Origin of the sequence: Bacillus sp. TH22 (assembly GCF_016651015.1) — a bacterium.
In the GTDB taxonomy this organism is placed as follows: domain Bacteria; phylum Bacillota; class Bacilli; order Bacillales; family Bacillaceae_G; genus Bacillus_A; species Bacillus_A mycoides.
Window position 1 is genome coordinate 875801 of the sequence record NZ_JAEKER010000001.1, and the last position, 26504, is coordinate 902304.

General features: G+C 35.0%; 23 protein-coding genes. 3 read left to right on the top strand and 20 right to left on the bottom strand.

What is annotated here, in order from left to right:
- Window positions 1–36: 36 nt before the first annotated feature.
- The 6 genes from rocR to JFU18_RS04430 form a co-directional block, all read right to left on the bottom strand.
- The gene (rocR, locus tag JFU18_RS04405; protein ID WP_002012652.1) at window positions 37–1422 is read right to left on the bottom strand and encodes an arginine utilization transcriptional regulator RocR; all 1386 of its coding nucleotides are present in this window, start codon (window positions 1420–1422) and stop codon (window positions 37–39) included.
- Between the two features lie 178 nt (window positions 1423–1600).
- Complete coding sequence (ablB, locus tag JFU18_RS04410) at window positions 1601–2500, bottom strand: putative beta-lysine N-acetyltransferase (protein WP_201033138.1); 900 nt, start codon at window positions 2498–2500, stop codon at window positions 1601–1603.
- Entirely contained in the window at window positions 2497–3765 is a 1269-nt protein-coding gene (locus JFU18_RS04415; protein ID WP_002012655.1) for a peptidase, read from the bottom strand. The genes ablB and JFU18_RS04415 overlap by 4 nt, the downstream gene beginning before the upstream one ends.
- A 16-nt stretch (window positions 3766–3781) precedes the next feature.
- Complete coding sequence (locus JFU18_RS04420) at window positions 3782–4444, bottom strand: CoA transferase subunit B (RefSeq protein WP_002127246.1); 663 nt, start codon at window positions 4442–4444, stop codon at window positions 3782–3784.
- Window positions 4429–5127, bottom strand: a complete 699-nt coding sequence (gene atoD / locus JFU18_RS04425) for an acetate CoA-transferase subunit alpha (RefSeq protein ID WP_201033137.1) — start codon at window positions 5125–5127, stop codon at window positions 4429–4431. Before atoD ends, JFU18_RS04420 begins: the two co-directional genes overlap by 16 nt.
- A complete protein-coding gene (locus JFU18_RS04430) occupies window positions 5124–6434 on the bottom strand; it encodes an aspartate aminotransferase family protein (RefSeq protein ID WP_033708325.1) in 1311 nt (436 codons plus the stop codon). Before JFU18_RS04430 ends, atoD begins: the two co-directional genes overlap by 4 nt.
- 801 nt (window positions 6435–7235) lie before the next feature.
- Here JFU18_RS04430 and JFU18_RS04435 point away from each other — a divergent pair.
- Window positions 7236–7985 carry a DUF4397 domain-containing protein gene (locus tag JFU18_RS04435; RefSeq protein WP_002012659.1) on the top strand — a complete coding sequence of 250 codons (750 nt, stop codon included), beginning with the start codon at window positions 7236–7238 and terminating at the stop codon, window positions 7983–7985.
- Window positions 7986–8018: 33 nt separating this feature from the next.
- Here the strand turns inward: JFU18_RS04435 and JFU18_RS04440 are convergent, their stop codons facing one another.
- Window positions 8019–9152: a BA2291 family sporulation histidine kinase gene (locus JFU18_RS04440; RefSeq protein ID WP_002031784.1), complete on the bottom strand. Its 1134-nt coding sequence runs from the start codon at window positions 9150–9152 to the stop codon at window positions 8019–8021.
- A 240-nt stretch (window positions 9153–9392) separates the two neighbouring features.
- On the opposite strand from JFU18_RS04440, the gene JFU18_RS04445 reads away from it, so the two are divergent.
- On the top strand, window positions 9393–9785 hold the full coding sequence (locus JFU18_RS04445; protein WP_002141658.1) for a YueI family protein: 393 nt from the start codon (window positions 9393–9395) through the stop codon (window positions 9783–9785).
- Window positions 9786–9905: 120 nt separating this feature from the next.
- Here the strand turns inward: JFU18_RS04445 and JFU18_RS04450 are convergent, their stop codons facing one another.
- Entirely contained in the window at window positions 9906–11330 is a 1425-nt protein-coding gene (locus tag JFU18_RS04450; protein WP_201033732.1) for an aldehyde dehydrogenase family protein, read from the bottom strand.
- A 144-nt stretch (window positions 11331–11474) separates the two neighbouring features.
- The gene (locus tag JFU18_RS04455) at window positions 11475–12830 is read right to left on the bottom strand and encodes a hemolysin family protein (RefSeq protein WP_002127238.1); all 1356 of its coding nucleotides are present in this window, start codon (window positions 12828–12830) and stop codon (window positions 11475–11477) included.
- 363 nt (window positions 12831–13193) lie between these two features.
- Here JFU18_RS04455 and racA point away from each other — a divergent pair, with 363 nt between their 5' ends.
- Window positions 13194–13736, top strand: coding sequence for a chromosome-anchoring protein RacA (gene racA / locus JFU18_RS04460; protein WP_002012665.1), 543 nt, complete (start codon window positions 13194–13196; stop codon window positions 13734–13736).
- 101 nt (window positions 13737–13837) lie between these two features.
- Here racA and JFU18_RS04465 read toward each other — a convergent pair whose 3' ends face one another.
- The 11 genes from JFU18_RS04465 to gnd all read right to left on the bottom strand — a co-directional run bounded on the left by JFU18_RS04465 (window position 13838) and on the right by gnd (window position 26496).
- Entirely contained in the window at window positions 13838–14437 is a 600-nt protein-coding gene (locus JFU18_RS04465; protein WP_201050399.1) for a hypothetical protein, read from the bottom strand.
- A gap of 315 nt (window positions 14438–14752) precedes the next feature.
- Window positions 14753–16603: a hypothetical protein gene (locus JFU18_RS04470; protein WP_002136129.1), complete on the bottom strand. Its 1851-nt coding sequence runs from the start codon at window positions 16601–16603 to the stop codon at window positions 14753–14755.
- On the bottom strand, window positions 16593–18410 hold the full coding sequence (locus tag JFU18_RS04475; protein ID WP_201033731.1) for an AAA family ATPase: 1818 nt from the start codon (window positions 18408–18410) through the stop codon (window positions 16593–16595). The genes JFU18_RS04470 and JFU18_RS04475 overlap by 11 nt, the downstream gene beginning before the upstream one ends.
- A gap of 106 nt (window positions 18411–18516) precedes the next feature.
- Entirely contained in the window at window positions 18517–18777 is a 261-nt protein-coding gene (locus JFU18_RS04480; protein ID WP_002085825.1) for a hypothetical protein, read from the bottom strand.
- Between the two features lie 76 nt (window positions 18778–18853).
- Window positions 18854–20281 carry a basic amino acid/polyamine antiporter gene (locus JFU18_RS04485; RefSeq protein ID WP_002085826.1) on the bottom strand — a complete coding sequence of 476 codons (1428 nt, stop codon included), beginning with the start codon at window positions 20279–20281 and terminating at the stop codon, window positions 18854–18856.
- 89 nt (window positions 20282–20370) lie between these two features.
- Window positions 20371–22005 (bottom strand): ABC transporter permease/substrate-binding protein, encoded by a 1635-nt coding sequence (locus tag JFU18_RS04490; protein WP_201033730.1) that lies wholly within the window; start codon window positions 22003–22005, stop codon window positions 20371–20373.
- Window positions 22006–22008: 3 nt separating this feature from the next.
- The gene (locus tag JFU18_RS04495) at window positions 22009–22956 is read right to left on the bottom strand and encodes an ABC transporter ATP-binding protein (RefSeq protein WP_033708324.1); all 948 of its coding nucleotides are present in this window, start codon (window positions 22954–22956) and stop codon (window positions 22009–22011) included.
- Window positions 22957–23058: 102 nt separating this feature from the next.
- Window positions 23059–23616 carry a YdcF family protein gene (locus JFU18_RS04500; RefSeq protein WP_201033131.1) on the bottom strand — a complete coding sequence of 186 codons (558 nt, stop codon included), beginning with the start codon at window positions 23614–23616 and terminating at the stop codon, window positions 23059–23061.
- 63 nt (window positions 23617–23679) lie between these two features.
- Window positions 23680–24909 (bottom strand): MFS transporter, encoded by a 1230-nt coding sequence (locus tag JFU18_RS04505; RefSeq protein WP_016102081.1) that lies wholly within the window; start codon window positions 24907–24909, stop codon window positions 23680–23682.
- 1 nt (window position 24910) lies between these two features.
- Window positions 24911–25447, bottom strand: coding sequence for an NADPH-dependent FMN reductase (locus JFU18_RS04510; RefSeq protein ID WP_002031805.1), 537 nt, complete (start codon window positions 25445–25447; stop codon window positions 24911–24913).
- Window positions 25448–25599: 152 nt separating this feature from the next.
- Window positions 25600–26496, bottom strand: coding sequence for a phosphogluconate dehydrogenase (NAD(+)-dependent, decarboxylating) (gene gnd / locus JFU18_RS04515; RefSeq protein WP_201033129.1), 897 nt, complete (start codon window positions 26494–26496; stop codon window positions 25600–25602).
- Window positions 26497–26504: the final 8 nt, after the last annotated feature.

Below are 26504 nucleotides of genomic sequence, written 5' to 3' on the forward strand. Positions count from 1 at the left end.
GCTCTTTTATTGGTGCAAACACACAAAAACCGCCGATTATTCGGCGGTTTTGTCGTACTTGCTCAGTTTATATTGAAGCGTTTGACGCGGAATACCTAACATTTTTGCTGCTTGCAAAATATTCCCTTCCGTTTCAATTAACGCTTGATCTATTAATTCCTTTTCCATTTGATGAAGAGCTTCCCTAAGCGGTAATATACTTTTCTTCTTCGGAAGTTTCTCTTTCCGAAATGTTCGTGGCAAGCAATTTGCTGTTAACGAATTCCCTTCTGTAATAATGACAGCATGTTCAATCGTATGCTTTAACTCACGAACATTTCCAGGCCATTGATAAGCTTGTAATCTTTCTTTCGCTTCCTTATCAATTTGAAGTACACCTTTTTTATAACTTTTATTATATTCTTTCAAAAAGTAAGACGCTAATAACAGTACATCCTCAGTTCTTTCGCGAAGCGGCGGGATATATAATGAAAACACATTTAATCGATAGTATAAATCAGTGCGAATTTTATTTTCTCTTAAACATACTTCTGGAGGCTGATTCATTGCAGTAATAACACGAACATCTACTTTTCTCGTCTTATTATCACCAATGCGACGAATAACTCCATCTTCTAATACACGTAGCATTTTTGCTTGTAAATCAAGCGGCATTGAATTCAGTTCATCTAAGAATAATGTCCCTCCATCTACAAGTTCAAATAATCCTGCTCGTTCGATTGCCCCTGTATAACTACCTTTTGTCGTGCCAAACAGCAAACTTTCTAATAGCGACTCTGGCAAAGCTGCACAGTTTTGTGCAATAAACGGCTTATTTTTCCGTTTAGAAGCTTCATGAATCGCTTGCACAAATAGCTCTTTCCCCGTTCCAGTTTCACCATATATTAAAACATTCGCATCGGTTGGCGCTACTTTTTGTGCTAACTCTTTCGTCTGTTTAAAGCGGGAATCATCAGTTACAATTGTCTCGAATGCAACATGCTTTTTCACCGTTTTTTTGCTAGTCGATCGTTTTATTTTCGATTGTAGATCTACAATCGTATCAGTAAGCTTTTGAATAGTAGAATAATCTTTCGCAATTTCTACAGCACCAGCAATATTTCCATCTATTAAAATAGGTAACGTTGTATTGACCGTACAAACGTCTTCCCCATTTAAATTTTGGTAATGTTGAACTTGGTGTACGATTGGTTTTTTTGTATCTAATACTTTCATCAACGTACTTGTTTCTCTGGATAATGACGGGAATGCTTCTAATAAATGCTTTCCTAGCACATTTTCAATTTTAGATCCATCATGTTTTGCAGCAACTGTATTATAAAATATTGTAATCCCATTTTCATCTACTGCATGTATGGCCTCATCTATACTGCCCAAAATCGCTTCAATGACTTCCTGTGTCGAAACTGCTAGCAATGTCATCCCCCTTTTTGCCGAAAATCCGACAAATTCAACGCCGAATTTCCGGCACCCTCTGTGCGATTATAAGCATGACGATTCCGTTCTATTATTTTGATGAAATGTATATATATTTTTATTGCTTATTTATGGTTAAGTGAAACTTTAATCAGTGGGGCTTTATTATTAACCCGACTCCCACTTAACTTCTTTGCTTTACAGCCGAATTTTGAGGCGGGAGTCTTACTGCTTTCGAATAGCTTGATAAATCTTTCACCCATATATTCATATCTTCCAACTTATCGAAAATGTAGCAATTATTCGCAAGCCTTCCCGTATATGTATAGCCTAATTGATGAAAGGCTGCATTCATACCGAAAGATAGCGAGCGAGCAATTGTATAAGAACAAAAAATAGAATTTTCTTGGAGCTCTTCCTCCAATTTAATTAACAGACTTTTCATGAAACCATGTTTTCGATATTCAGGTAATGTAGCACAATTCGTTAATTCTGCATTACCTTCTTTCACGTTCATTTCAGCAGATGCTGTACTAATAATTTTCCCCTCGAATTCATAAACATAGTAAATTGTATCGTCTTCCTTCATCGTCTGCTTTACATAATTCCCATCATTTAAAGGTGTCGGATAAACTTCAAATACTTTTCCAAAGACAATTGCTAATTCTTCCGCATCCTCTTCTATCGCTTTTCTTAACACAAATTCCTCTGGGACTATTTTTTCTTTCACTTCTTTTTCTTTTACACCACTTAAAATAGTATCTTCCTCAGTCCAATGAATACTATTTCGTCTTTCATCATTATGATATTTCACGAAGAAGTGCGCATCGTGCCCTTGAAAATAATGAGGTATCGTTGCTTCCAGTAAGAAACCGAAAGAGAGCCATGTTGAAACATGCTCTCCCTTTCCTTTAATAATACATTTAGTGAAAGAATGTTTCTTTGCTAATTCATCGATTGTTTGTATGATGCTTTCAACATTTCCTGTATAGTGATCAACTCTAATACGTTTATTAAAATAATCTAAAACCCCTTCTACTGTATAATGCTTTGTCTGTTCACTAAAAGATTCATAGTATTTCATTTTTTCACCTCACACCAATCTAGTAATGTACATGCAATTATTTTTGCGGCAGCAATCATTTTATCAACTTCTATATATTCGTTTGGATAGTGTGCTACTTTCGTCTCTCCTGGACCAAATACTATCGTGGGTACGTTAGCTATTTGTGTGAACAAACCTCCATCTGTTCCCCATGGCGAAGCTTCTATAATCGGCTCGTTCCCTTCGATTTCAACAAAGTTATGTTGAAGCGTTGTAATAAGTGGATGATTTTCTTCTAGTTCACCAGGAACCCATCTAGCCCCAAACCATTCTACTTCTACAGGATTTTTTACAAACCAACTATCCACATCTTTTAATTCACCAATCCAGCCCTCAAACTCTTCTTTTGCTGCCTCTATAGTCTCATTCGGCGCAATACCACATCTTCCTTCTAAAATTAATGAATCGGGAACAGAACTTGGCCAGCTTCCCCCTTCAATTTTCCCAACGTTAATTGGAATTGGAATCGGAATCCCCTTAAATAACGGATCTGTAATTCGACCATTTCTCTTCTCTTCTAATTTTCTCAAATGCTCTACAACAAACATACTTTTTTCAATTGCACTTACTCCTTCATAACGTGTACCACCATGTGCTGCTTTTCCTTTTATATGTAGACGAAACCACATTGATCCTTGTTGTTTCGGAAAAAACTTCATATTCGTCGGCTCAGGAATAATAACGCCATCTGCCTTATATCCTCGTAAAATAGCAGCTAATGTTCCTGCCCCACCGCTCTCTTCTTCTATTACACTTTGAAAATGTATATCACCTTTTAGTTCAATACCAGATTCAATAATCGCTTCCATCGCAAGCATAAGTGAAACATTGCCGCCTTTCATATCTGTTGTTCCACGTCCATATATGCGGTTTCCTATTTTCTCTCCACTATATGGATGATGGTCCCACTGATTTACATCCCCTTCTGGCACGACATCAATATGCCCGTTTAAAATCATAGATTTCCCTTCGCCACTTCCTTTTAAAGTCGCTACAATATTCGGGCTATCTGTAAAACTTGTACGAGGTGATACGAAATAAGGGTGATCTTTCATTTCATTAAAAGCAGGCTCCCAAATATCAAGATCTAGACCTAACTCACGCAACTTTTCAATAACAATTGCCTGCGCACCACTTTCATCACCAGATACGCTCTTTTCTTGAATTAATCGTGTTAAAAATTTTACACTCTCTTCTTCATGACCCTCAATATAATCACAAACTTGTTTTTTTAATTGCTCCAATATATTACAACTCCCCTCATTCAATTACTAGTAAATTTGAGCTTATATGAAAATCAGCTGTCGTATGTCGTTTTACATCTTCTACAGTATATGGACTCATTAATTCTTGTAAGACAAGTCCTCTTTGGGTCACTTCCATGACAGCCATGTCTGTAATAATTAAATCTACACATTTTTTCGAAGTTAATGGCAATGTACATTCCGAAACAATCTTTGCATTTCCGTATTTATCAACATGATTCATCACAACAACGACCCGCTTCGCTTTTTGCGCTAAATCCATCGCTCCTCCAATACCTGGAACGCGTTTTCCTGGTACAATCCAGTTCGCTAAATCACCATTTTCACTTACTTGTAACGAACCAAGTATCGTAACATCAAGTAATCCTTTTCGAATCATGCCAAACGCCATGCAGCTATCAAAATAACTTGCTCCTGTAATAAGAGATGTTGGTAAACCAGCTGCGTTACATAAATTCTCATCTTCATTCCCTTTACTTGGCGTTGGTCCCATACCAACAATACCGTTTTCCGCATGAAACATAACATTCATATCTTCTGGCAAATGATTCGGTACAAGCGATGGAATTCCAATACCTAAATTTACAAGCATACCATTCTGAATTTCTTTCGCTGCACGTCTTGCAATCTTATCTCTTACTTCTACGCCCATACCCATTTCCAATTCACTCCTTCCGATGGCACGATATAATTTACAAATACACCTGGGACGACAATTTCTTCTGGATCTAAACTTCCAAGTGGAACAATTTCTTCTGCTTCTACAATCGTTATGTCACCAGCCATAGCTACGTGTGGATTCATATTACGAGCGCTTTTATCAAATACAAGATTGCCAAACGGATCCGCTTTTTTCGCATATACAATTGCGACTTCAGCCGTTAAAGCTGTTTCAACTAAATATGTCTTTCCATTCATTCCAACTGTACGCTTTCCTTCTTCTACAATCGTATCAACACCAACGTCAACTAAAATACCACCAAGCCCTACACCACCAGCGCGAATACGCTCTGCGAGTGTTCCTTGCGGAGAGAATTCAATTTGCAATCTTCCTTCATTTAATTGTCTTCCCGCATTTGGATTTGACCCAATATGAGAAGTAACTAAAGATTTAACCCTTTCATTCGTAACAAGACGACCGATTCCTACATCAGGAAATCCAGTATCATTTCCTATTAAATTTAAATTTGTAATTCCTTTATCTAAAACAGCTTGAATTAAAGATGGAGGGGATCCGATTCCTCCAAATCCCCCAAACATTAATGTCATATCATCATGGAACAAAGAAATTACTTCCTCTATTTCTTTTAATTTACCGAATGTATTTGTAATAGTTGTCATGCGATACTATGCCCTCCTTTTTGCATCATCTCTTCCACGCTCTTTACAAAAATTGAAAGTAATTCATCTAACTCGGAATATGTAGTTGTCATTGGTGGTGCAACAAGCAGTGCACTATCCTCTTTTCCTGCTTGCCCTGAAACAGCTTGGTATAAGAGCAGTCCATTTTTAGCAGCAACTGAAATAAGCTCCGACGCTTTTGTAAACGGTTGCAATTCTATTCCAATTAGCAATCCTTTTCCACGAACATCGGCAATGATTGTCGATTGTTGCTGAACTTTCTGCAAACCTTTTAATAAATACTCTCCCTTTTCTGCTGTTTTTTCAGGTAAATTATGTTTCTCCATATATTCAATAACAGCTAAAGCCGTTGCTGCAGACAATGGATTTGCACTAAGCGTATGCCCGCTCATTACAGAACGTGATCCACGTAAAATTGGCTCCATAACACGGTCACTTACAACTGTTGCTGCCATTGGTGTATAACCTGCTCCTAGCCCCTTACCAAGGGTCATAATATCCGGTTCTACACCCCAGTGCTCCATCGCAAACCATGCACCAGTACGACCAAGTCCAGTCATTACTTCATCCGCAATAAATAATATATCGTAATGACTACAAATATCTTTAATTACTTTATAGTATTCTTTCGGTGGGACAACCGCTCCTCCAGCAGCTCCGATAATCGGTTCAGCAATAAAAGCTGCAATATGTTCTGCACCAATTCGATCAATCGCTCTTTCTAGTTCAGTCGCACAAGAAAGTTGACATGTTGGATATACCTTTTGTACAGGACATCTAAAACAGTATGGAGCTGGAATAGTCGGATAATCTTCCAAAATAGAAACGAAACGTTGTCTGCGCAGTGGATGCCCAGACATAGATAAAGCTCCCATTGTAATCCCGTGATAGCTCATCCACCGTGACAAAATTTTATGTTTCCCTTGAATGCCACGCTCCTGAAAATGCTGAATTGCGATTTTCATAGCTGTTTCATTTGCTTCCGTACCACTATTCACAAAAAAGCTCCAGTTCAAATCTCCTACACATAAATCACTTAACTTCTTCGCTAATTTTTCAGCTGGTTCACTCGTAAACTGTGATCTATAAACGAAAGCGATCTCCTCTGCCTGTTTTTTTATAACTTCTGCTATCTCTGCTACGCCATGTCCAATACCTGCCGTAATCGCTCCAGACGAACCATCAAAATATTTATTTCCGTTTTGATCATACAAATACACGCCTTTTCCATGTGAAATCATCGGATACGGCTGACCAACAAGTGGTTTAATTAAGTAATCGCGCATAGCGCTCCCCCATTTCTCCAATTTGTATATGTATATGAAGAAAATTGACGTTTCTTTCATAAAAAAGAATCCTCTGCAAAAGCAGTGAATTTATCAAAAAACTATTATAAAATATACAAATGACTGCTAAATATCATTTTAAAAACAGAAAATTCAGAACTGAAAGTGAAGACCAACCCTACCTGTACGCTTAAATACCCCTTCCTGATTTAAGATAACAGCAAATTGAATATTTTTTTAATATAATATCAACTTTCCTCAATTGCTGACATTGTGTAAACTTCGACGAAACTCCCGTTATTCTCCTTCCTATTATCCTACTTTATATTGCATATTTTCAAACAAAATTCGACATTTTACTTCGCCTCATTTATCATGACTATTTCTTAACAAATAGTACCACCTGTTTAGAACAATAAAAAAAGAACCGATTAACCACATTAATCAGTTCGGCACGACGCTCTTTTATCGGTATTACCTTATCCAACGCATCACTAAAATTAATAGAAATACTCATAATACAAATCCATAATTCGTCCCACAGCCTATAGCACCAAATCCTCCATAACTTCATTCCCAATAACTATGGGGATATCCCCATCCTAATGGTTCCACTCCTTCCATCAAAGTCAAACTACCTTTCCTTTATAATTTATGTAGGACAATTATCGATTTGTATGTGTGTTTGCCTATAAATAAAAAAATCCCCATTTAAACTTTTCCTTCTAGAAAGGCAAGTTTTTTGCATAACCTCTTTCTAGCTTCGCATATATTTGTAATGATGATAAAGGAGGAATGTTCATGACTCAATCCGAAATTGAAAAATACGGCCAAGAAGCTGCACGTTACGAACAGCTCGCTCGTTACTATCAATATAGCAATCCTAAAAGATATGTAGAACTCTATATGAAATACTATGATGCAATTACAAAACTTGTACAAGCATATGAAAAGAGAGATTCACAAGAAGCGACTTTACCGTCACATATGAGAATCTTCCACACAGCTCCCCATACACCAGCAGTTGATATTATAATAAACGGACAAAAGGTTATTAAAAATATTTCTTTTAAACAATTCAGTCCGTATTTATCATTAGTGCAAGGTAAATACCGTATTGATATTGTCCCTGTCGGAAACGAAACTCCAATATTTTCAGCATTAGTACCAATAATGGGGAATCACACTTATACCCTTGCAGCGGTCAATAGCGATAATCATCTCCAATTACAACCCATTCTTGATAATACTCATTTACCATCTGGTCAAGCAAAAATACGATTTGCACATTTTTCACCAGACACTCCAGTTGTAAATGTAAATTTAAAAGATGGGGATCATTTATTTGAAAATGTACTCTTTAAGCAAATAACAGATTTTTTACAAGTTAGCCCTGGTACAGCAGATATTGAAGTTTCACTTGCTGATACAAAAAAAGTACTATTAACCATTCCAAAATTCAACGTTGAACCAAATACAATTTACACAATTTCAATAGTTGGTTATTCAACTGAGGATCCAAAATTAGAAACCGTTATACTTACAAATTAAAACAGTCTACACCATTCGCATGGTGTAGACTGTTTACTTTTGAAACGTAATTTGAAATTCTGTCCAATCGTTATCCGAACGACACAATATGGATCCTTTATGTTTTTCTACAATTTGTTTACATACAAATAGTCCAATACCAGTTCCTAGCTTTTTAGTAGTTACAAATGGCTCAAAAATAGTCTCTACATTGTCTGCTGGAATCATAGGTCCATTATTTTTTATAACAATGCGAACAGCCTGATCCTCTTCAAATACATCAATGATAATTTTCCGCTCTTCTTTCACCGATTCAAGAGCATCAATCGAATTCATTAAAATATTTAAAACTACTTGCTTCACTTCACTCCGGTAACCAACGAGTGGAATAGGATACGGCAAATTCTTTTCAATCAAAACATTTGCATTAACTAAACTTGGATATAAGAATTGTATAATATCTTGAAATAAGTCATTTACCAAAAAACGTTCAGATTCATTCCACATTTCTTTTTTCGATACAAGTAAAAATTGCGAAATCCTAAAATTTAATTGATCTAATTCATGTGAAATAATATCTAAATACGATAGATTAGGGTGATCTGTCTTCAATAACTTTACAAATCCCATAATCGAAGTTAGCGGATTACGAAATTCATGTACAAAACTAGCCGACATTTGCCCTAGAATCGTAAGCCTTTCTTTATGTGTTTCATTTATATATTGCTGTTTTTCTTCTAAATTCCTCGATATAATTTCTGAGTATTTTAAAACGGTATAATAAATTAATTTGTCAAAACAAGTATGTATTTTGGCCATAATCGGTTTCAGTTCTCGAGCGCTTACATCCAATTCGCACATTGCTTCAAAAAGTTCATTTCTTCCCACATTTGCATTGTAAACAAAATCTCCAATATTCGCATCTGCCCCTGCACGCTCAATGGCAATTTTCTCACATAATGGCTGAAGATAATTAATGTCTTTATCTTCCATAATAAGCTCAATAATTAACTCTAATAAATTCGCTCCATTTTGAACTACCTCTTGTTTAAATGGATCTTTTTCGGAAATTATCATTTTGTTTTTCCAGTTCTCTACGAATTGGTGCCTGTTGTTTTTCAAGTGCGAACAAAATACTTCTTTAATATCCTTATCGATTGGAAAAACCTCCATTCCCTCCATTTCCATACGACGAATACCCTTTATATTTTGAATATTAACACAAAAAATACATTTCGTTAATAGATTGTTGTCACATTTTGTTAATTTCTGTTGATAAAATTTATTTTTCCCTTCTTATATAAATAAGTTTTATTCATATATCCCTTTTCTCTTCTCATTTTTTTAATTATTTTCCTGTTCAAAACTACTTTTTTTTGCATCCTTTTTAATTCTTGCGTACAATAAGAAGTGAAAGGTGTGAAAAATATGGTAAATAAAAATGTGGAAGACTATCTCCAAGAAGGCATATATGGCCAAAAGCAAAACAAACCAGAAGAACGTAATATGTACTTAACTACATTACGTGAGCGTGTAGAAATCGCTTTAACAATCGGTCAAGTAATGCAAAGTAATGTGTATACAGAAGTAACGGGTAACATACGTTCTTCTCAATCATTACAACTATTCCTAAATGGAAGCATTGCTTACCCACATTTATCAAAATACATTAAATTAGCAACTGAAAAAAATATTCATTTTACAATTGTTCAAAATAAAGGTACTGAAACACCAATAGGTTTAGTACTCTCTCATAGCACTGCTGTAGATAAAGAACATATTTATGTCGAAGATGATATTTTCAAACAAGAAATGAAGTAAAAGGTACACTTGATTAAATGAAATCGTTCCGAGAAACGTAAAACAAACAATAAAAAACGAGTATGGAATCGTAAACATTTCCTGCTCGTTTTTTATTGCGGTGTTTAAGCTCGATCTACTTTATTTTTTAATACACACTAATTTCATTTCTGTCATTTCTTCTATTGCATATTTAATCCCTTCACGGCCTGTGCCACTCTCTTTCACACCGCCATAAGGCATATGATCTACTCTGAACGTTGGAATATCATTAATCATGACACCACCGACTTCTAATTCATCAATTGCACGCATTGCCTTACATAGATCATTTGTAAATACACCTGCTTGTAATCCATAACGTGAATTATTTACTTGTTCTAAAGCCTCATCAAATTCTTTAAATGTATTTACAGTCATAAGTGGACCAAATACTTCTTGGCACTGAACAGATACATAATCTGGAACATTTGTTAATACAGTTGGTTCAAAAATCCTTGCATCACGTTTGTTACCACCGTATACAACATTAGCTCCTTCCTTAACTGCCTCTTCCACCCATGAATTTATACGTTCCACATCTTTTTTTGAAATAAGTGCTGATACATCTGTTTCTTCATGAAGCGGGTCTCCTACTACAACGTTTTCCATTGCTTTCGTTAATTTTGTAATAAACTCTTCCATTTTGCGTTCATGCACAAAAACACGTTGTACTGAAATACAAACTTGTCCATTATTCACAAACGCGCCCCATTTTACACGTTCAATTATTTCGTCTGTCAATTCAACATCTTCATCAATAATTACTGCAGCGTTCGATCCTAATTCTAACGTCACTCGTTTCAACCCGGCTTTTGCCTTAATTCCAATACCTACTTTCGGACTTCCTGTAAAAGTAATACTAGCAACGTTCTCATCTTTTACTAATGCCTCACCTACAACAGATCCAGGTCCAGAAATTATATTGAAAGCTCCCTTTGGTAAACCAGCTTCTTCAAATAATTCTACCAATGCATACGAAGAAAGTGGCGTTTGGTCGGCAGGCTTTAGCACAATAGTATTTCCAGCCGCAATTGCTGGGCCTACCTTATGTGCTACTAAATTAAGTGGAAAATTAAACGGTGTAATAGCACCAATAACCCCGATTGGTTGTCGAATTGTATACGCTATACGGCCACCTGCTCCTGGTGCAGCATCTAATGGTAACGTCTCACCATATATTCGCTTCGCTTCTTCAGCTGCAAACTTATATGTTTGAACAGTGCGATCTACTTCTCCACGTGCAGCACGAATTGGTTTTGCAGCTTCTTTTGCGATAATCTCTGCAAACTCTTCTCTTCTCTCATCCATTTTTTGCGCAACCTTTTCTAAAATAGTTGCACGGTCGTATGCGGATAATTTTTTCATTTCTTTCATTGCATTTTTGGCCGAAACTATTGCTTCCTTAACGTCATCTTCTGTACCTTGCGCAATCTCCGCTAATATTTCTTCAGAATATGGTGCATACAATGGTTTATACGTCTCTACTGATTTCCATACCCCATTTATATATAAATGTTTTTTCATAGTGGTTCTCCTTCCGAATATATGTATACAATAATACATTTCATTTATTTCACCTAGTGAAAGGTCTGACTTGTGTAATTGTATCATAGCCCTAATACATCAAAAAAACATTTTGCTCAAAAAAACTCTGCTACAAAGCAGAGTTTACGAACTAATTTGTTCTTGGAGCGAAATCTTTTTTTCATCTCCTACAATAACAATCGATTCTGAAGGTTTCGTTACTTCTAATCTCTTAATATAGTGTCCATCTAATTTTTTTACGCAAAATTTATAATTTTCAATCTCAATGGTATCACCCTCGGAAATCTCAATATTTTTTGTTAGGATCCAACCGCCAATCGTATCGACATCATCGTCGTCAATAGTCAAACCTAATAATGCGTTCACTTCACTAACAAGTACTTTTCCCTCTAAAATCGTTTTCGTCTCACTAACTTGTTGGATTTCCGGTTGTTCATCAGTATCGAACTCATCTTGAATATCCCCTACAATTTCTTCTAAAATATCTTCAACGGTTACAAGACCTGATGTACCACCATATTCATCAATTAATATAGCGATATGTGTTCTTTCTCTTTGCATTTTTAAAAATAGATCATGAATCGGGATAGATTCAATAACTAAAATAATTGGCCTAATATATTGCTCCACTGTCTTTTCACTAACAACTCGGTGCTTCACAAAATCTGTAAATATATCTTTAAAATTCACAAAGCCTATTACATGGTCCTTATCACCATCAACAACCGGATACCTCGTATATTTTTCATGAGACATTTTTTGTAAAGCCTCTTCAGCAGGCATTTCTTTATTTAAAATATTCATCTCTGTTCGTGGTACCATTATTTCTTTCGCAATACGATCATCAAATTCAAATATTTTATTCACATACTTATATTCAGATTGATTAATCTCACCATTTTTATAACTTTCTGAAACTAACAACCGCAATTCTTCTTCTGAATGCACTTCATCATGCCCTTTTGGTGGTTTCAACCCAAGAAACTTTGTAATTAACCGAGCTGATCCATTTAAAATCCAAATGAATGGGAATGCAATACGATAAAACAAAATGAGTGGCTTAGCAACAAAGAAACTCACTTGTTCTGCTTTTTGAATCGCAAATGTTTTTGGAGCTAACTCTCCTACTACCACATGGAAAAATGTGATAAACAAAAATACTAAAATTATAGCTAAAATGTCTGCGAGTTGAGTAGGGACGTTCCAATTTGCAAACAACACATCAAACATGTGCTTTAGCGCAGGTTTACCAGACCACCCAATCCCAAGAGCTGTAACAGTTATTCCTAATTGACAAGCTGATAAATATTCGTCTAAGTTTGTAATGATTGTTTTGACAGATATTGCACGATTATTTCCTTTTGCAATTAAATAGTCAATTCGTGAACTCCTCACTTTAACAATTGCAAATTCTGCTGCAACGAAAAATGCCGTTAAGGCAATTAAAACAATCACTATACTTATACTATATATGTCCAAATACTTTTCCTTACTTACAGTGTAAGCAAGGAAGCCACCTCCTACTTAAATTTATTCAAGTGAAGTAAGCATTCTTATACTCTAATAAAATTCTACATTAGTAACCACCTTTTTATATATTATATGCATACATAAAAAAGATATTTATAATTATGATAATCTAATTAGCTTATTATCGTCAAACTATAATAAGCCCAATTTTCCGATAACTAAAAATGATTTATATAAATAGTATGTGCTAAACAGCTGAACTTCGTGAAAAAACACTTTCTTTGCCGATTCCACACTTCTTTTGTCACACCTGAAGGGAACTTGCTACATAACTAGAAATCATTCAACAGGATATATATAGGAGGGATTATTTTGGAATATAAAACACCATTTATCGCAAAGAAATTAGGTGTTAGCCCAAAGGCTGTTGTCCGGATTGCACAACAATTAAATCTTACGATTAAAAAAAATAAATATGGTCATTTTATTTTCACACAAGGTGATTTAGATCTAATGTTAGAATACCATCGCTCTCAAATGGACCAGCCTCAAAACTCTCAAACTACTCAAAAACCATCTTCAAATGATGTAGAAAAATTAAAAACTCAAGTAAACACAATTGTTCAAAACACATCATCGAATGATTTTGAGCAATTAACAGCTCAATTTACCACAATTACGAGAAGACTAGATCGAATGGAAGAACAAATGCAAGATAAAGCAAATGATGTCGTTACATACCAACTTTTACAACATCGCCGCGAAATAGAGGAAATGCTAGAACGAATTCAAAAACTAGAAGCTGCCCTAAAAAAAGAAGAACCAATATACATTACTCCTGATGCAAAACCAACATATGAAAGAGAAAAGAAACCGAAGCGTCGTAAAATGATTTTTAGTATATTTGGACTATAATATTTTAGACCCTTATTCTGAGAATAAGGGTCTACTTTTTGTATGAAAACAGATGCCCGTAATAAGTAACTCTTCTTCATACTATACATATTCATATATTTTCATTTTGTTAACATAATATTTTTACTGTATTCTGCAATAAGTGCCTGCGCATGAGCATTCCCTTGAATAATATCACGGAATTCTTTCAAAGAATACAGATGTGTAGCCCCTTTTCGAGCATGAATTCGCACTGGTACACCTTGTAAAGTATCATGAAACTGGAATGGACTATCTATCGGTTCGATTGGAAAACCGAGTGTAAGTAAATACATATACATTCTTTTTGTAACTGCTGCAATATACCATTCCGCTTTCGTCTCTAACGCATGCATAAATAAAATAGCTGCCAGCCTTTTGAAATGTCCTCTCCCCCGAGACGTTTTCGCAATACTTAACTTTCCTATTTCATACACATTTTTCAAATCTTTCACTAAATCATTTTTAGAAAACGGATAGAAAAACTCAGAATTTGATTGTTCAGGTACTGTAAACTTAATACATTCTACTGTACCAATATGATGTTCATCTTCTATTAATAAAAATCGTGATGGATTTAAATTACGTTCTACAAACATTAAGTTTCTTTCTTCACAAAAATCTCCCCACAGTTGCTCGAACCAAAAATGCTCTTCCTTTGTTTGAACACGCTCGGAACATATTTAACCGCCTTTCCCATCGCCGCTCCGTTTTTGATAACGCTTTCACTTACTATCATATAAGAACAAATCTTCGTATGCAACTAAAAATATTTATGTCTTATTATATTCTGCAAAATGAATTAAATTCCTACTTATTAGTCATTCATACACATGCAAAACCCCTTAATTCCCCATACTGTTACAAACATAACAAGATTCAATTACTCTAATAAAAAAATGATAATCACTATCAAGTTCGAACCGTATAATGTGTCTTTCCGTACTGCATATAATTCTTCTTAACCTAAAGAAATCCTTCATTAAAAAGGATTTCTTTTACATTTTATTACTTTTTAACCATTTCTCAAAAATTTGAATCATCCCATGCTTCCCAGCCAACTTCTCTTCTCCTTGTTTCGTTTTATATGGATATAGTTGTAAAAACACTCCACATCCAGATTCAATTTTTTTACTATGCATATGGCTACCTGGATATACACAAATCACTTCATAAATCGCTCTTCGCTTAAAAATTCTTTTGCCATTCTGTTCTTCTACATACTTAATAGACCAGTATTTATACATTTGCTCAGTTGCTTTCGTATTACCTACAGGCTGAAAAATATTGTACATAGGACTATATTTCACTTCGATAATAATAGAAGATTTATATACATACTTCTCTTCTTCCTTTACATAACAATCTAAACGAATATCCGGCTTCTTTGTGTCCTCTCCGTTATAAAAATTACTTCCTTTGCTTAGTGCAATAAGAGGGTGTGTTTCAATTAAATCATTAAACGCGACGTGCACTTTTATATCATCTCGATGTAAAATCACTGTCGTTCCATCTTGTAATCCGTCTAAATAAAAATGTTCTTGTATTTGTTCACGGATAGGATTCTTATCTTCAAATCCGATTTGTTCTAATATAGAAATAACGATAAAAAAAGCGTAATACTCATACACTAAAAACGTTGGTTTATATACGAATAATAAAGATGGAGGTTGCTCCGTATGTTGCGGTAACAATTCTAAATGGTGGATTAATTGTTGATGCGGTATAGATAAAGTGTTCGAATTAATGGTAGCTGTTTCAGAAACTTCCCTCCAAAATGGAGAATACAATAAATTTCGAAAGTATTGCACACTTTCATATACGATATGAGCTAATATTTTATATTCTTGTATTTTCACAGAACTTTTCCGTAAATCTGCTTCTTTCAGTAAATGTAGATTTCTATATTTTTGTTTTTCCCTATCCGTCACGGATCCATTTCGTTCAATCGTTTTCATAATTGTTTTAACAGCTTGAAATTCATCTGACTTTTTCTTCTTTTCTCCTTCTAGTATTTCAATAGTTTTACGTACAAAAATTTCTGCTTCAAGTAAATAATAATAGAATTGCATCGTTTTAAATTTAAGAAATGCATTTTCAATACTATTTTTTTGCTCCTTAAATTTACGGTTGTAATATTTCGCATAAAGCTTTCTTTCTGTCATAATGGCAGTTTTTCTCGTTGCCTTCCGCGCTTTCGTTTCCCATTCATATTCGTGTACAAATTCCGCATTCGATTCTACTTTCTTAAAAATTTGTTTTATTCTTTTCATTTTTTGTGGCAACTTTCTTAACAATACCAAATAAGAAGAATCTTCAATATCGCTAAGTGCTGAGAAAGTTTTCTTGTAATAACCTCTATCTAAAATTAACTCGTTTAAAATTGACTTCACATAATCTTGAATCATTTCAAATTGGTCATCAAAAAAGTTTTTAGGAACAACTTGAAACGCACCATAATAAGTTTTATCTTCTATACGCACTTCAAAATGGTATAAGCCACAGCGCCACGGATAAAAAAATTCAGTTTTTCCATGTTCATACACTAATACTCTTTGTTTTTTTTCATTTAATTCATATTGTGACTCTTTTATATTCTTTTGTCCCTCATATACTTTATTCCATATGAATGTAATATCCATTGGATTTTGATAATGGAAATGTAATTTCAGTGGTTTTAATTCCTGTACTTTATAAATACATTGAACTAATGCTGTAGTAGACGTACAAAGCCGGTTTAAAAGGATAAAATCGCCTTTCCCCTCAGTACCAATAATTAGCTTCAATACAAACGGGAGCGTTTCTTTCGTATCGACGATTGCTGTTTCATAACGCTCCTCATTTTGCATAGCCATACAGCTCCAGTTCTCTACGCTTTTGTCTTATATAAGCTAAAGAATGTTCAAATGTAGATACACGATTTGCAAGCGGAGACTGTAAAAGTGGTATCAATGTCGCTCCCCTTTTTGCTTCTTCAGAAAGTAGAGGGCCCACTGTCATTTCTGTCCCCCTTAATTTCGTTAATACACGCTGCTTTATTTGCAAATCAAAACCTTCTTCCCTGCTAATCATATAGGACTGATTATTTTGGAACGGTATATTTTGCAAATACGTAGCGATTGCGCTTGCACATCGGAAAGAAATTCCTTTTGATATATCGTGTGATGATAATACATCATGTAACTTATCCAATAACTCTAATTCCTCTTCAGTATACACTTCGATCATCTCTTTATTCCTAAACCAATTGAGTCGAAATTCTCCCGTTGTTACTTTCAGCGGGGGTTGCTGAACAACTTTCTCATGTTCTATACTCATCTCGCAAAACGGAATTTTTTGTAATGTAATCAAATTTGTTCGATCTAATAATCGATCGGAAAGCTCTTTCGTCGTTTCATCAAAATTTACAGTGCCTACGAAAATAATATTCTCACCAATTTCCACTGAAGGTGGAATTTGATTTTCTATTTCTTGTACTTTCTCATACAAACTCAAAATACGATTTTTCTTTTCAAGTTGAAGAACGGATAGAAACGGAGTAAACCAATGCTCAATATGTGACATGTTCATTTCATCGAACACAATTATATACAATTGATTTGGATTTTCTTTAGCCTTTAACAATGTCCGAACTAACTTCGTTTCACTTTCAATAAAATTACCATTCGGATGAAGGTAACCGAGAATATCATGTGGTTCTTGATACGATGGTGAAATCGGAATCCAAATTAATTCTTCCCCATAACGTAACCCAAGTGATTCTGCATAAGCTTGCACAAAGCGTGATTTCCCAACACCTGGTATACCACCAACAATTGTTAACATATTGGTTTTAATACTAATGTGAAAATTATATATATCTGTATCATCCAAATATAACCCTTTATTACGAACCATACTTTGTACATACTGCAAAAAAGAGGATTCACGCTCATCCCATTCCCAGTCATCCTTTTGCATTTTAATATCTTCTACTTCAACTAACTTACCTTCTTCAGCAATTCGTTTATTTAGTTGGTCATACACATTTTCACTTACAAAATATAAATGATCATCTACTGCTATTTCTACATGTTTCATCCAATCGTTTATTTCAATATATTTGCATTCTTTTCTTTGCTCAAAATATGAAATTGAACTTATTGATGATTTTAACGATAAATTTCCATATAGCCTTCCTTCATGCCACAATAATTCTGGAGGCTCAAAGTCTTTTGGTAATTTAGGCATAAGAAATGATAAATAACCGTTGCTTAACTTCCGTTCCAAAGACGCTCTCTTTTTATAATTTGAGACCTTTGGTGAAGGAATCAATTTATATGAAGATGCTATTTCCCGAGGCTCTTCTGTGCATATTAATTCCAGAAATAAATTTCCACGATCATAATAAAGACGAAACATAACCAGTTGCTTTTCTAATTTATGCTTCTTTATATCAGTAAAGATTTTTTCATTCTTTTTATTACTGCATAATCCTTCAAACAAATATTTTCCAGTCGGAAATAACTCTTGTAAAGTTAAAGGTATTGAAGAAAGACATTGTACAAAGAAATTTTCTCCATTCTTCTCTCCCTCAGCTTTTGCAAACTTCCCAATAAACCTCATATAATACATTCGCTTTATAAAACTTGGATGAAGAGCTTTATGTAATTTCAACGTAGTCACCTTCTTTTTTCATACTATTCTTATTGTATGAACTACAATCTAAAACTAGAAATAAAAAACCTGACGTCATCCGTCAGGTTCAAAATTAAAACGTATATTAATGAGAAGGAAATGCTTTTTTTTCTTGTAAAATGGCATTATGAGCGATTTTCATTTTAGCAAGTACGTACCGTAATCGATCTTCGGCATTTTCATCTTTATTTTGCTGCAAACTCGCCAAATTCTCTACAGAACTCGCTAAATTTTCAATCACGCCTCGAAGTTCAGGATGATGATTAAAAAAAGATTCTTGTACTAATACTTTCCTTAAATCACTAGCTAAATCCATAATTCTAGACAACTGTTCTTTTTCTTCCATTTTCATCCCTCCTGAATATCTTATGTATTAAATATTCTCTAGACAAGGAAAAAAGCCCTTTAAATTAAAAGGACTTTTACATTTTTATAGTTCCTGTCAGTAACATATAAAGTGATGTAATAGCTGCAATAACAATTGCCCACATCACATATCGCTCTTTGCCTGCAAAACAACGATTCCCTTTTTCTTTTCTTGCAAACATATACACGAGAATCCCAATACCATATACGATTGAAACAAGCAATAAATTCTTTAAACCAGCTGCATAAATTAACCATACAGAGTATAGGGAAGCAATTAATGCTAACAATCCATTTTTTACTCTCGCAACTTTCAGCTCTTTCGTGATGACTAATTTCAATTGAAATAGCGCTGATAATAAGTACGGCAGTAATATAGATGTTGACGCAATAAAATACATAATTTGATATGTCGATTGTGAAAACAGAACGATTATAAATATAGTTTGGGCAACGATATTTGAAATCCACAATGCCATATGCGGCGTTTGTTTCTTATTTGTTTTCGTAAAGACTTTCGGAAACACGCCGTCTTTTCCTGCTACGTGAGAAATTTCAGAAACAAGTAAAAACCAACCAATTAATGTACCTACAAGTGACGCAACTAATCCAATATTAATTGCCATTGCACCCCATGGCCCAACAACATGTTCTAATACATGTCCCATTGAAGGAGTCTCTAATACTGAAAGTTCTTTTCTTGTCATGGCTCCCATTGACAGAACAGAAATTAAAATATAAATAGACATTACTAAAATAAGTCCAAGTACTGTCGCTTTTCCAACGTCTCTACTATTTTTAGCTCTTCCTGATAATACAACTGCTCCTTCAACCCCAATGAACACCCAAAGGGTTACGAGCATTGTATTTTTCACTTGACCTAGTACAGAGGAAACTGAGATAGTTCCTTCGCCCCAAAAGTCATGTGTAAATGTATCCCAGCGAAACGCTGTTACCATCACGACAATAAATAATAAGATCGGAACTAATTTCCCAATCGTTGCGATAACATTCATAATGGAGGCTTCACGAATTCCAAATAAAATTAGAAAATGCAATGTCCATAATAAAAGTGATGCACCTACGATTGACGCAACATTATTTCCGCCTTTAAAAATTGGGAAGAAGTAACCTAATGTACTAAACAGTAACATAATTGTTGCAACATTTCCTAAAATCCCTGCTAGCCAGTATCCCCAAGCACTGTTAAAACCAATATATTCACCGAATCCAGCTCGTGCATAACTATAGATTCCGCCCTCAAGCTCCGGTTTTTGTCTTGCTAACGTTTGATATACGAGCGCAAGTGGAATCATTCCCATTGCTGTAATACACCAACCAATTATCGTTGCACCACTATTTGCTCCTACTGCTAAATCATGCGGTAAACTAAAAACACCGCCACCAACCATCGTTCCAACTACTAATGCGATTAACGGAAAAAATCCTAACTTCTTTTCTATTTGTACCACCCCATCTGTCATTCTAGGTGTTATGTTCGTTCAACTATTAAAGTCACCTTTTTCTCTAATAGACGTTTCTCTTATATTTTTTCAGGAAAACATTACTTATTCTAAAAGAAAATGAAGAAAAATGGAATACTTTTTTGAAAAAATGTATAAGTATGCACAAAAAAACCGTTCATTTTGTAATGAACGGTCATTTCATACATATAAAATTGTATATTTATTGTAAAATTAACGAAGTAACTTCTCTTTTGTAAAAATTGTTTTGCGACTTCTTCGCTACTTTTCCCATTCACATTTACTTCATAATTCATTTTTCTCATTTCTTCATCTGTAATCTTTCCAGATAATTTATTTAATACTTTTTCGAGTTCAGGATATTTCTGTAACGTCTCTTTTCTTAATAATGATGCTCCTTGATAAGGCGGGAATAGTCCTTTATCATCTTTTAGCACTTTAAGCCCATATTGCTCAAGTTCACTATCTGTTGAATATGCATCGATTACGTTAACATCTCCCGATTGTATTGCACTATAGCGCAGTTTCGGTTCCATCGTTTTAACATTTGAAAACTTATAGTTATATAATTTTTGCATTCCTTTATAACCATCTTCACGATCAGCAAATTCTAATGTAAATCCTACTTTAGCTTCCTGTGCAATTTTTCCTAAATCAGAAATTGTATTTATGTTATTTTGATCTGCTATTTTTTTCGGCATGGCTAGTGCGTATGTATTGTTATACTCCATTGGCTTTAACATAACCATATTATATTTCTTTTCCATTCCAATACGAGCTTGTTCATATACTTCATCACGATTTGTACTTTTCGGTTCTTCTTTCACGAAAGTAGATAAAGCTGTACCTGAAAATTCTGGGTATATATCTACTTCACCTGATTTTAACGCTTCGAATACAAATGCTGTTTTTCCAAGGCCTGGCTTTAATTCCACTTGTAAATCTGTATCCTGTTCAATAAGTTGTTTGTACATTTGAATTAATATTTCTGGTTCAGATCCAAGTTTACCAGCAATAACTATGTCTTTCTTTTCGGTATTCCAAAGAAATGGAGCAGCTATCATTACTACAACTATACATATCGTCAATATAACGCGCTTAGAAGAGCGTTTCGGGCTCTCAAGTATGCGAAGTACTATATCAAAGAATAAAGCGAGTAACGCAGCTGGTACGGCCCCTAAAATGATAAGCGCATGATCATTCCGATCGATACCGAGTAGTATGAGCTTACCGAGTCCACCAGCGCCTATTAAAGCAGCTAATGTAGCCGTTCCAACAATTAATACCATCGCTGTACGAATACCAGCCATAATAATTGGCAATGCGAGCGGAAGCTCTACCTTCCATAATCTTTTCCAGCTATTCATCCCCATAGCTCTCGCCGCTTCTATAAGTGATTCATCTAATTCCCGTATTCCTGTATATGTATTTCGTAAAATAGGTAATAGTGCATACACAACTAATGCGATTATAGCTGGCAGTTTTCCGATTCCTACTAACGGAATTAATAGTCCAAGTAAAGCAAGTGAGGGCACTGTCTGCATAACAGCAGAAGTCCCTATAATAAATTCAGCCATTCGTTCTTTTCTCGTTAATATAATGCCGAGCGGCACTGCAATAATTACTGCAAAAAATAGTGAAATAAGCGATATTTGTAAATGCTCACTTAATGCACTTAGCAATTCTACTTTTCGTTCTTGGAACGTTTGAATAAAATCAGTCACTGTTTAGCCTCTTTCCTTCATTTGTTCAACAATGTAATTGACAATATGACGACTTGTTAACGCTCCAACATATTGACCATGCTCTTCAACCGGCACTGACTCTTCAGTTTGTAAGCGGACTAGTGCTTCTTGTAATGACGAATGTAAAGATAAAGCATTCCCTTCAATTCGTATACCCTCGTCTAGCGGCAATACCTCTTCTATACTCTTCCCCTCATACCAAGGTCGTCCACGATTTCCAATGAACTCCTCTACAAACTCATTTTTCGGGTTATGTATAATTCCTTCTGGTGTATCTAATTGAACAACTTTTCCTTCTTTCATTACACAAATACGATCACCAAGTGATAAAGCCTCTTGCATATCGTGCGTTACGAACACGATTGTTTTTTGAATCTTTTTTTGCAGTTGTACGATATCCTTCTGGAGCTGCTCCCTACTTAACGGATCTAACGCACTAAATGGTTCGTCCATAAGTACAATTTTCGGGTTTGCGGCTAATGCCCGTACGACACCAACACGTTGTTTCTGCCCTCCCGACAATTCATCTGGCATACGATCACGATATACATCTGGATCGAGCCCAACCATCTGTAGCAAGTCATCGACACGTGCTTTTATTTCCTTTTTAGTCCATTTTCTCATTTCAGGGACAACTGCAATATTTTCAGCAATTGTCATATGTGGAAACAGCGCAATCTGCTGCAATACGTATCCTATATTCCAACGTAGTTCGTTTATGTTATATTGTTGAATATCTTTTCCATCGATTAAAATTGATCCTTCCGTCGTTTCAATTAAACGGTTAATCATCTTCATTGTCGTTGTTTTCCCGCAACCACTCGGACCAATGAGAACAAAAAATTCTCCTTTTTTAATTTCTAAATGTAGTGAATCCACTGCTTTTGTGCCATCTTCATACGCTTTTGACACATGATTAAATTGAATCACAGACACAACTCCTTTCATGTTGTTTCCTTTATTTTGATGGAATATAGCATTCATTTCAAATGATACGCTTTATTATACAAAAAAAGAGCTCTCATTTGAGCTCTAACGGTCGAACAATATTGTTTTCATAATTGCAGCATATTCACGCACATACGCTTTTTTCTTAGAGCGTCTCGGTGTTTCAGCAGCCAAAGCTTCCATCTTTATCCCTAAACGCTTTGCAATTATTTTCGTTCGATATAAATGATACGTATTACTTACAACTACCGCATGCTTTACATCATATAAATCCATACTAAACTTTAAATTTTCATACGTATTTGTAGAGCGGTCTTCAATTAAAATACGATTCTCATCTATACCATGTACCATTAAATAGTTTCTCATACTGTGAGCTTCCGGTATATCTTCATCTTCCCCTTGACCACCTGAAACAATTACTTTCACCTCAGGGTGAGCATGTAAATATTCGAGCGCCACATCCAAACGATTTTGAAGAGATAAAGACGGTCTATCTCCAAATAACTTTGCACCTAATATAAGAACGTATGGAGAGTGATTACTCAATGTTTCACGAGCAACTTTATTCATTCGAAACGTCATATAAATGATGTATAGCGGAGGTAGTAATAAGATTATAAGCAATATCCATTTGTTCATAAATAAGTTAACACTCCCTTTCTTTTTATTATATAGAAAAAGAAAAGGAGGCAGAAGTATTTTTTAAACAATTGATTTATTAGACACATTCGCTTCCGTTTTACGTTTTGAAATTACATAATAAAAAGCAATCCCTAATGATAGGATCAATATACAGCTCAGTACGTAAAACGGGATCATTACCCCTGCTTTAGATACGCCTGCCGTAAACAACATTAATAATACAATTCGAATTCCTGTGCCAATTAATCGAAATAAGCTGTCCACACGTCCCATTACTTCGTTTGGGATTTCTTCCATCATCAATACATTTCTCGCCACTCGTGTTCCAGCATTTCCAATCGCATGGAAAATCGCTAGTCCATATAATAACATAATGGAAGGCTCAATAATCATTGCGGTAATTGAAATTACATAAATAACCATCGTCATAACGATTGAAATTTCTATTTTGACATATTTCATCATGATTGGAATACTTATTCCTGCAAGAACCGCTCCGACACCGTACATCATACCTTCAATTGCGTATACAGAGGCACTAGCTTTGAGTATATCTGAAATATATACTGGGATTAAATAATTTGCCATCATGACACCGATAAACGGCATATAAGTCGCTAGTAAAAACCAAAATAACTTAGGGCGCTTTTTCATAAAGTGAATTCCTTCGAACAATTGCTTCTTAAATGTTGCTTTCCGTTTTACTTCTTTTTTCTTTACATACGGTATACATAAGAAAAGAAAAAATGCTCCTGCAAAAGTTAACATATCCACTAACAAGATCCATTTCAAAGAAATAATCTCAATTAAAAAGCTAGCAGCCGCTCCTGAAATAACTTGCGTTAATTGTCCTTGTATCTCCATCGTGCCACTTAAACTTTTATAATGCTCTGATTGAAATATTTCTTGGTTAAATGCAAATATTGTGGGATAGAATAATAGATAATAGAAAGAACCTGCTATATAAATAATAATGTAATGAATAGAATTGTATGATTGCCCAGCAAATCCCCAAATAGCCATCATTCCTATAATCGCTATCCCAATACCTTCGTTACATAACAACAAAGATTTTCTTGAAAAACGATCTATACTTTGCCCAATAAATGGCGTTAATAAAAACATTATGAGAGTCGCAACGATAGAAACATAACCAAATGTTGTCTCTCCTCCACTTTCCTTAATTAACAACCACGGAATCGTTATCATAACAATCCCGGAACCAATAGCGGATAAACTATTGGCTCCTAGAATGTAATACAAGCGAGAATCATGATAAAGAGAGGACATATCACTCAACTCCTAATTGTTTTTTCACCTCTTTATATACGCTCATATATGCTTTTAATTCTTTAACTAAATCATGAATTAATGGTTTTGCATCTTCTCCAAGTTCACTATCTTGCACATGTAATCCATCAAGCACGACTTGTTTTGGAATTGCATTTGCGTAAACGCCTCTAGCGACAGTGCGCATACTATTTAATGCGTTTATTCCCCCTTTACCTCCTCCAGCAACTGCTAGTAATGCGACAGGCTTATGGATGAATTCACTGCTACTTAAGTAATCTAACGAATTTTTCAGCGCTCCGCTCATCGCATTATGATATTCTGGTGTACATAGTACTACTCCATCCGCAGCTTTCACTAAAGCTTTTAATTTTTTTACTGCCTCTAATTCACGTTGTGATTCTTCTCCATTATATAAAGGCAATTCCGCTACTGCTAAATCGTATAACTCCCCTTCAAATTGCTCTGCAATATATTTTGCCACAACGCGAGTTCTACCGAATTTTCTTGGTGTACCGTTAATAACGACTAGTTTCATAATTATTTCTCCCCTTTGTTTTCAAGTTATATTTATATATTATCAGAAATTTCTATACAAAACACAGTAAAAAGAGGGAAAAACTTTCATTAAATAGTATGAGAAATAAAAAAACTCATACTTTCGTATGAGTTTCACAAAACTAATATTTCCTATTTTTTCACAACCTCATGTCCACCGAATTGATTACGAAGTGCAGAAACCACTTTTCCGTGGAATGTATCATCTTCTTGTGAACGGTAGCGCATAAATAATGACATAGCGATAACTGGTGCCGCTGCTTGTAATTCAAGCGCTGTTTCAACAGTCCATTTCCCTTCTCCTGAAGAGTTCATAACACCTTTAATGCCATCAAGTTTCGGATCTTCTGCAAATGCTTTTTCAGTTAAGTCCATTAACCAACCACGGATAACCGATCCGTTTGCCCATACTTTTGCAACATCTTCATAATTGAAATCAAAATCACTTTTATCTAGTACTTCAAATCCTTCAGCGATTGCTTGCATCATTCCGTATTCAATACCGTTGTGAACCATTTTTAAGAAATGCCCACTACCGACGCGGCCTGCATATGAATAACCATTTTCTACTGCTAAATCTTTAAATAAAGGTTCTAGTTGATCATAAATTTCTTTTTCTCCACCAACCATTAAGCAAGCGCCGTATCTAGCTCCTTCTACACCGCCTGATGTACCGATATCTACATAATGTAAGCCAAAGCTTTTCGCTTCTTCAGCACGGCGTAACGTATCCTTATAGAATGAATTTCCACCTTCAATAACGATATCGCCTTCCTCTAATAATGGATATACATCTTTTAGTACTGACTCAACAACTTCTCCTGCAGGTACCATTACCCAAATTGTACGAGGTGCTTCTAATTCAGAGATCATTTCTTTTAATGTATGACGAGCAGTAATCCCTAATTCCCTTGCCTTTTCAACAAGCTCATTATTTACATCGTATACAACTACTTCATGCTTGTCTTCATGTAAGTGTTCAGCTAATGGGAATCCCATTTTTCCTAATCCAATTAAACCTAGTTTCATATTAATCA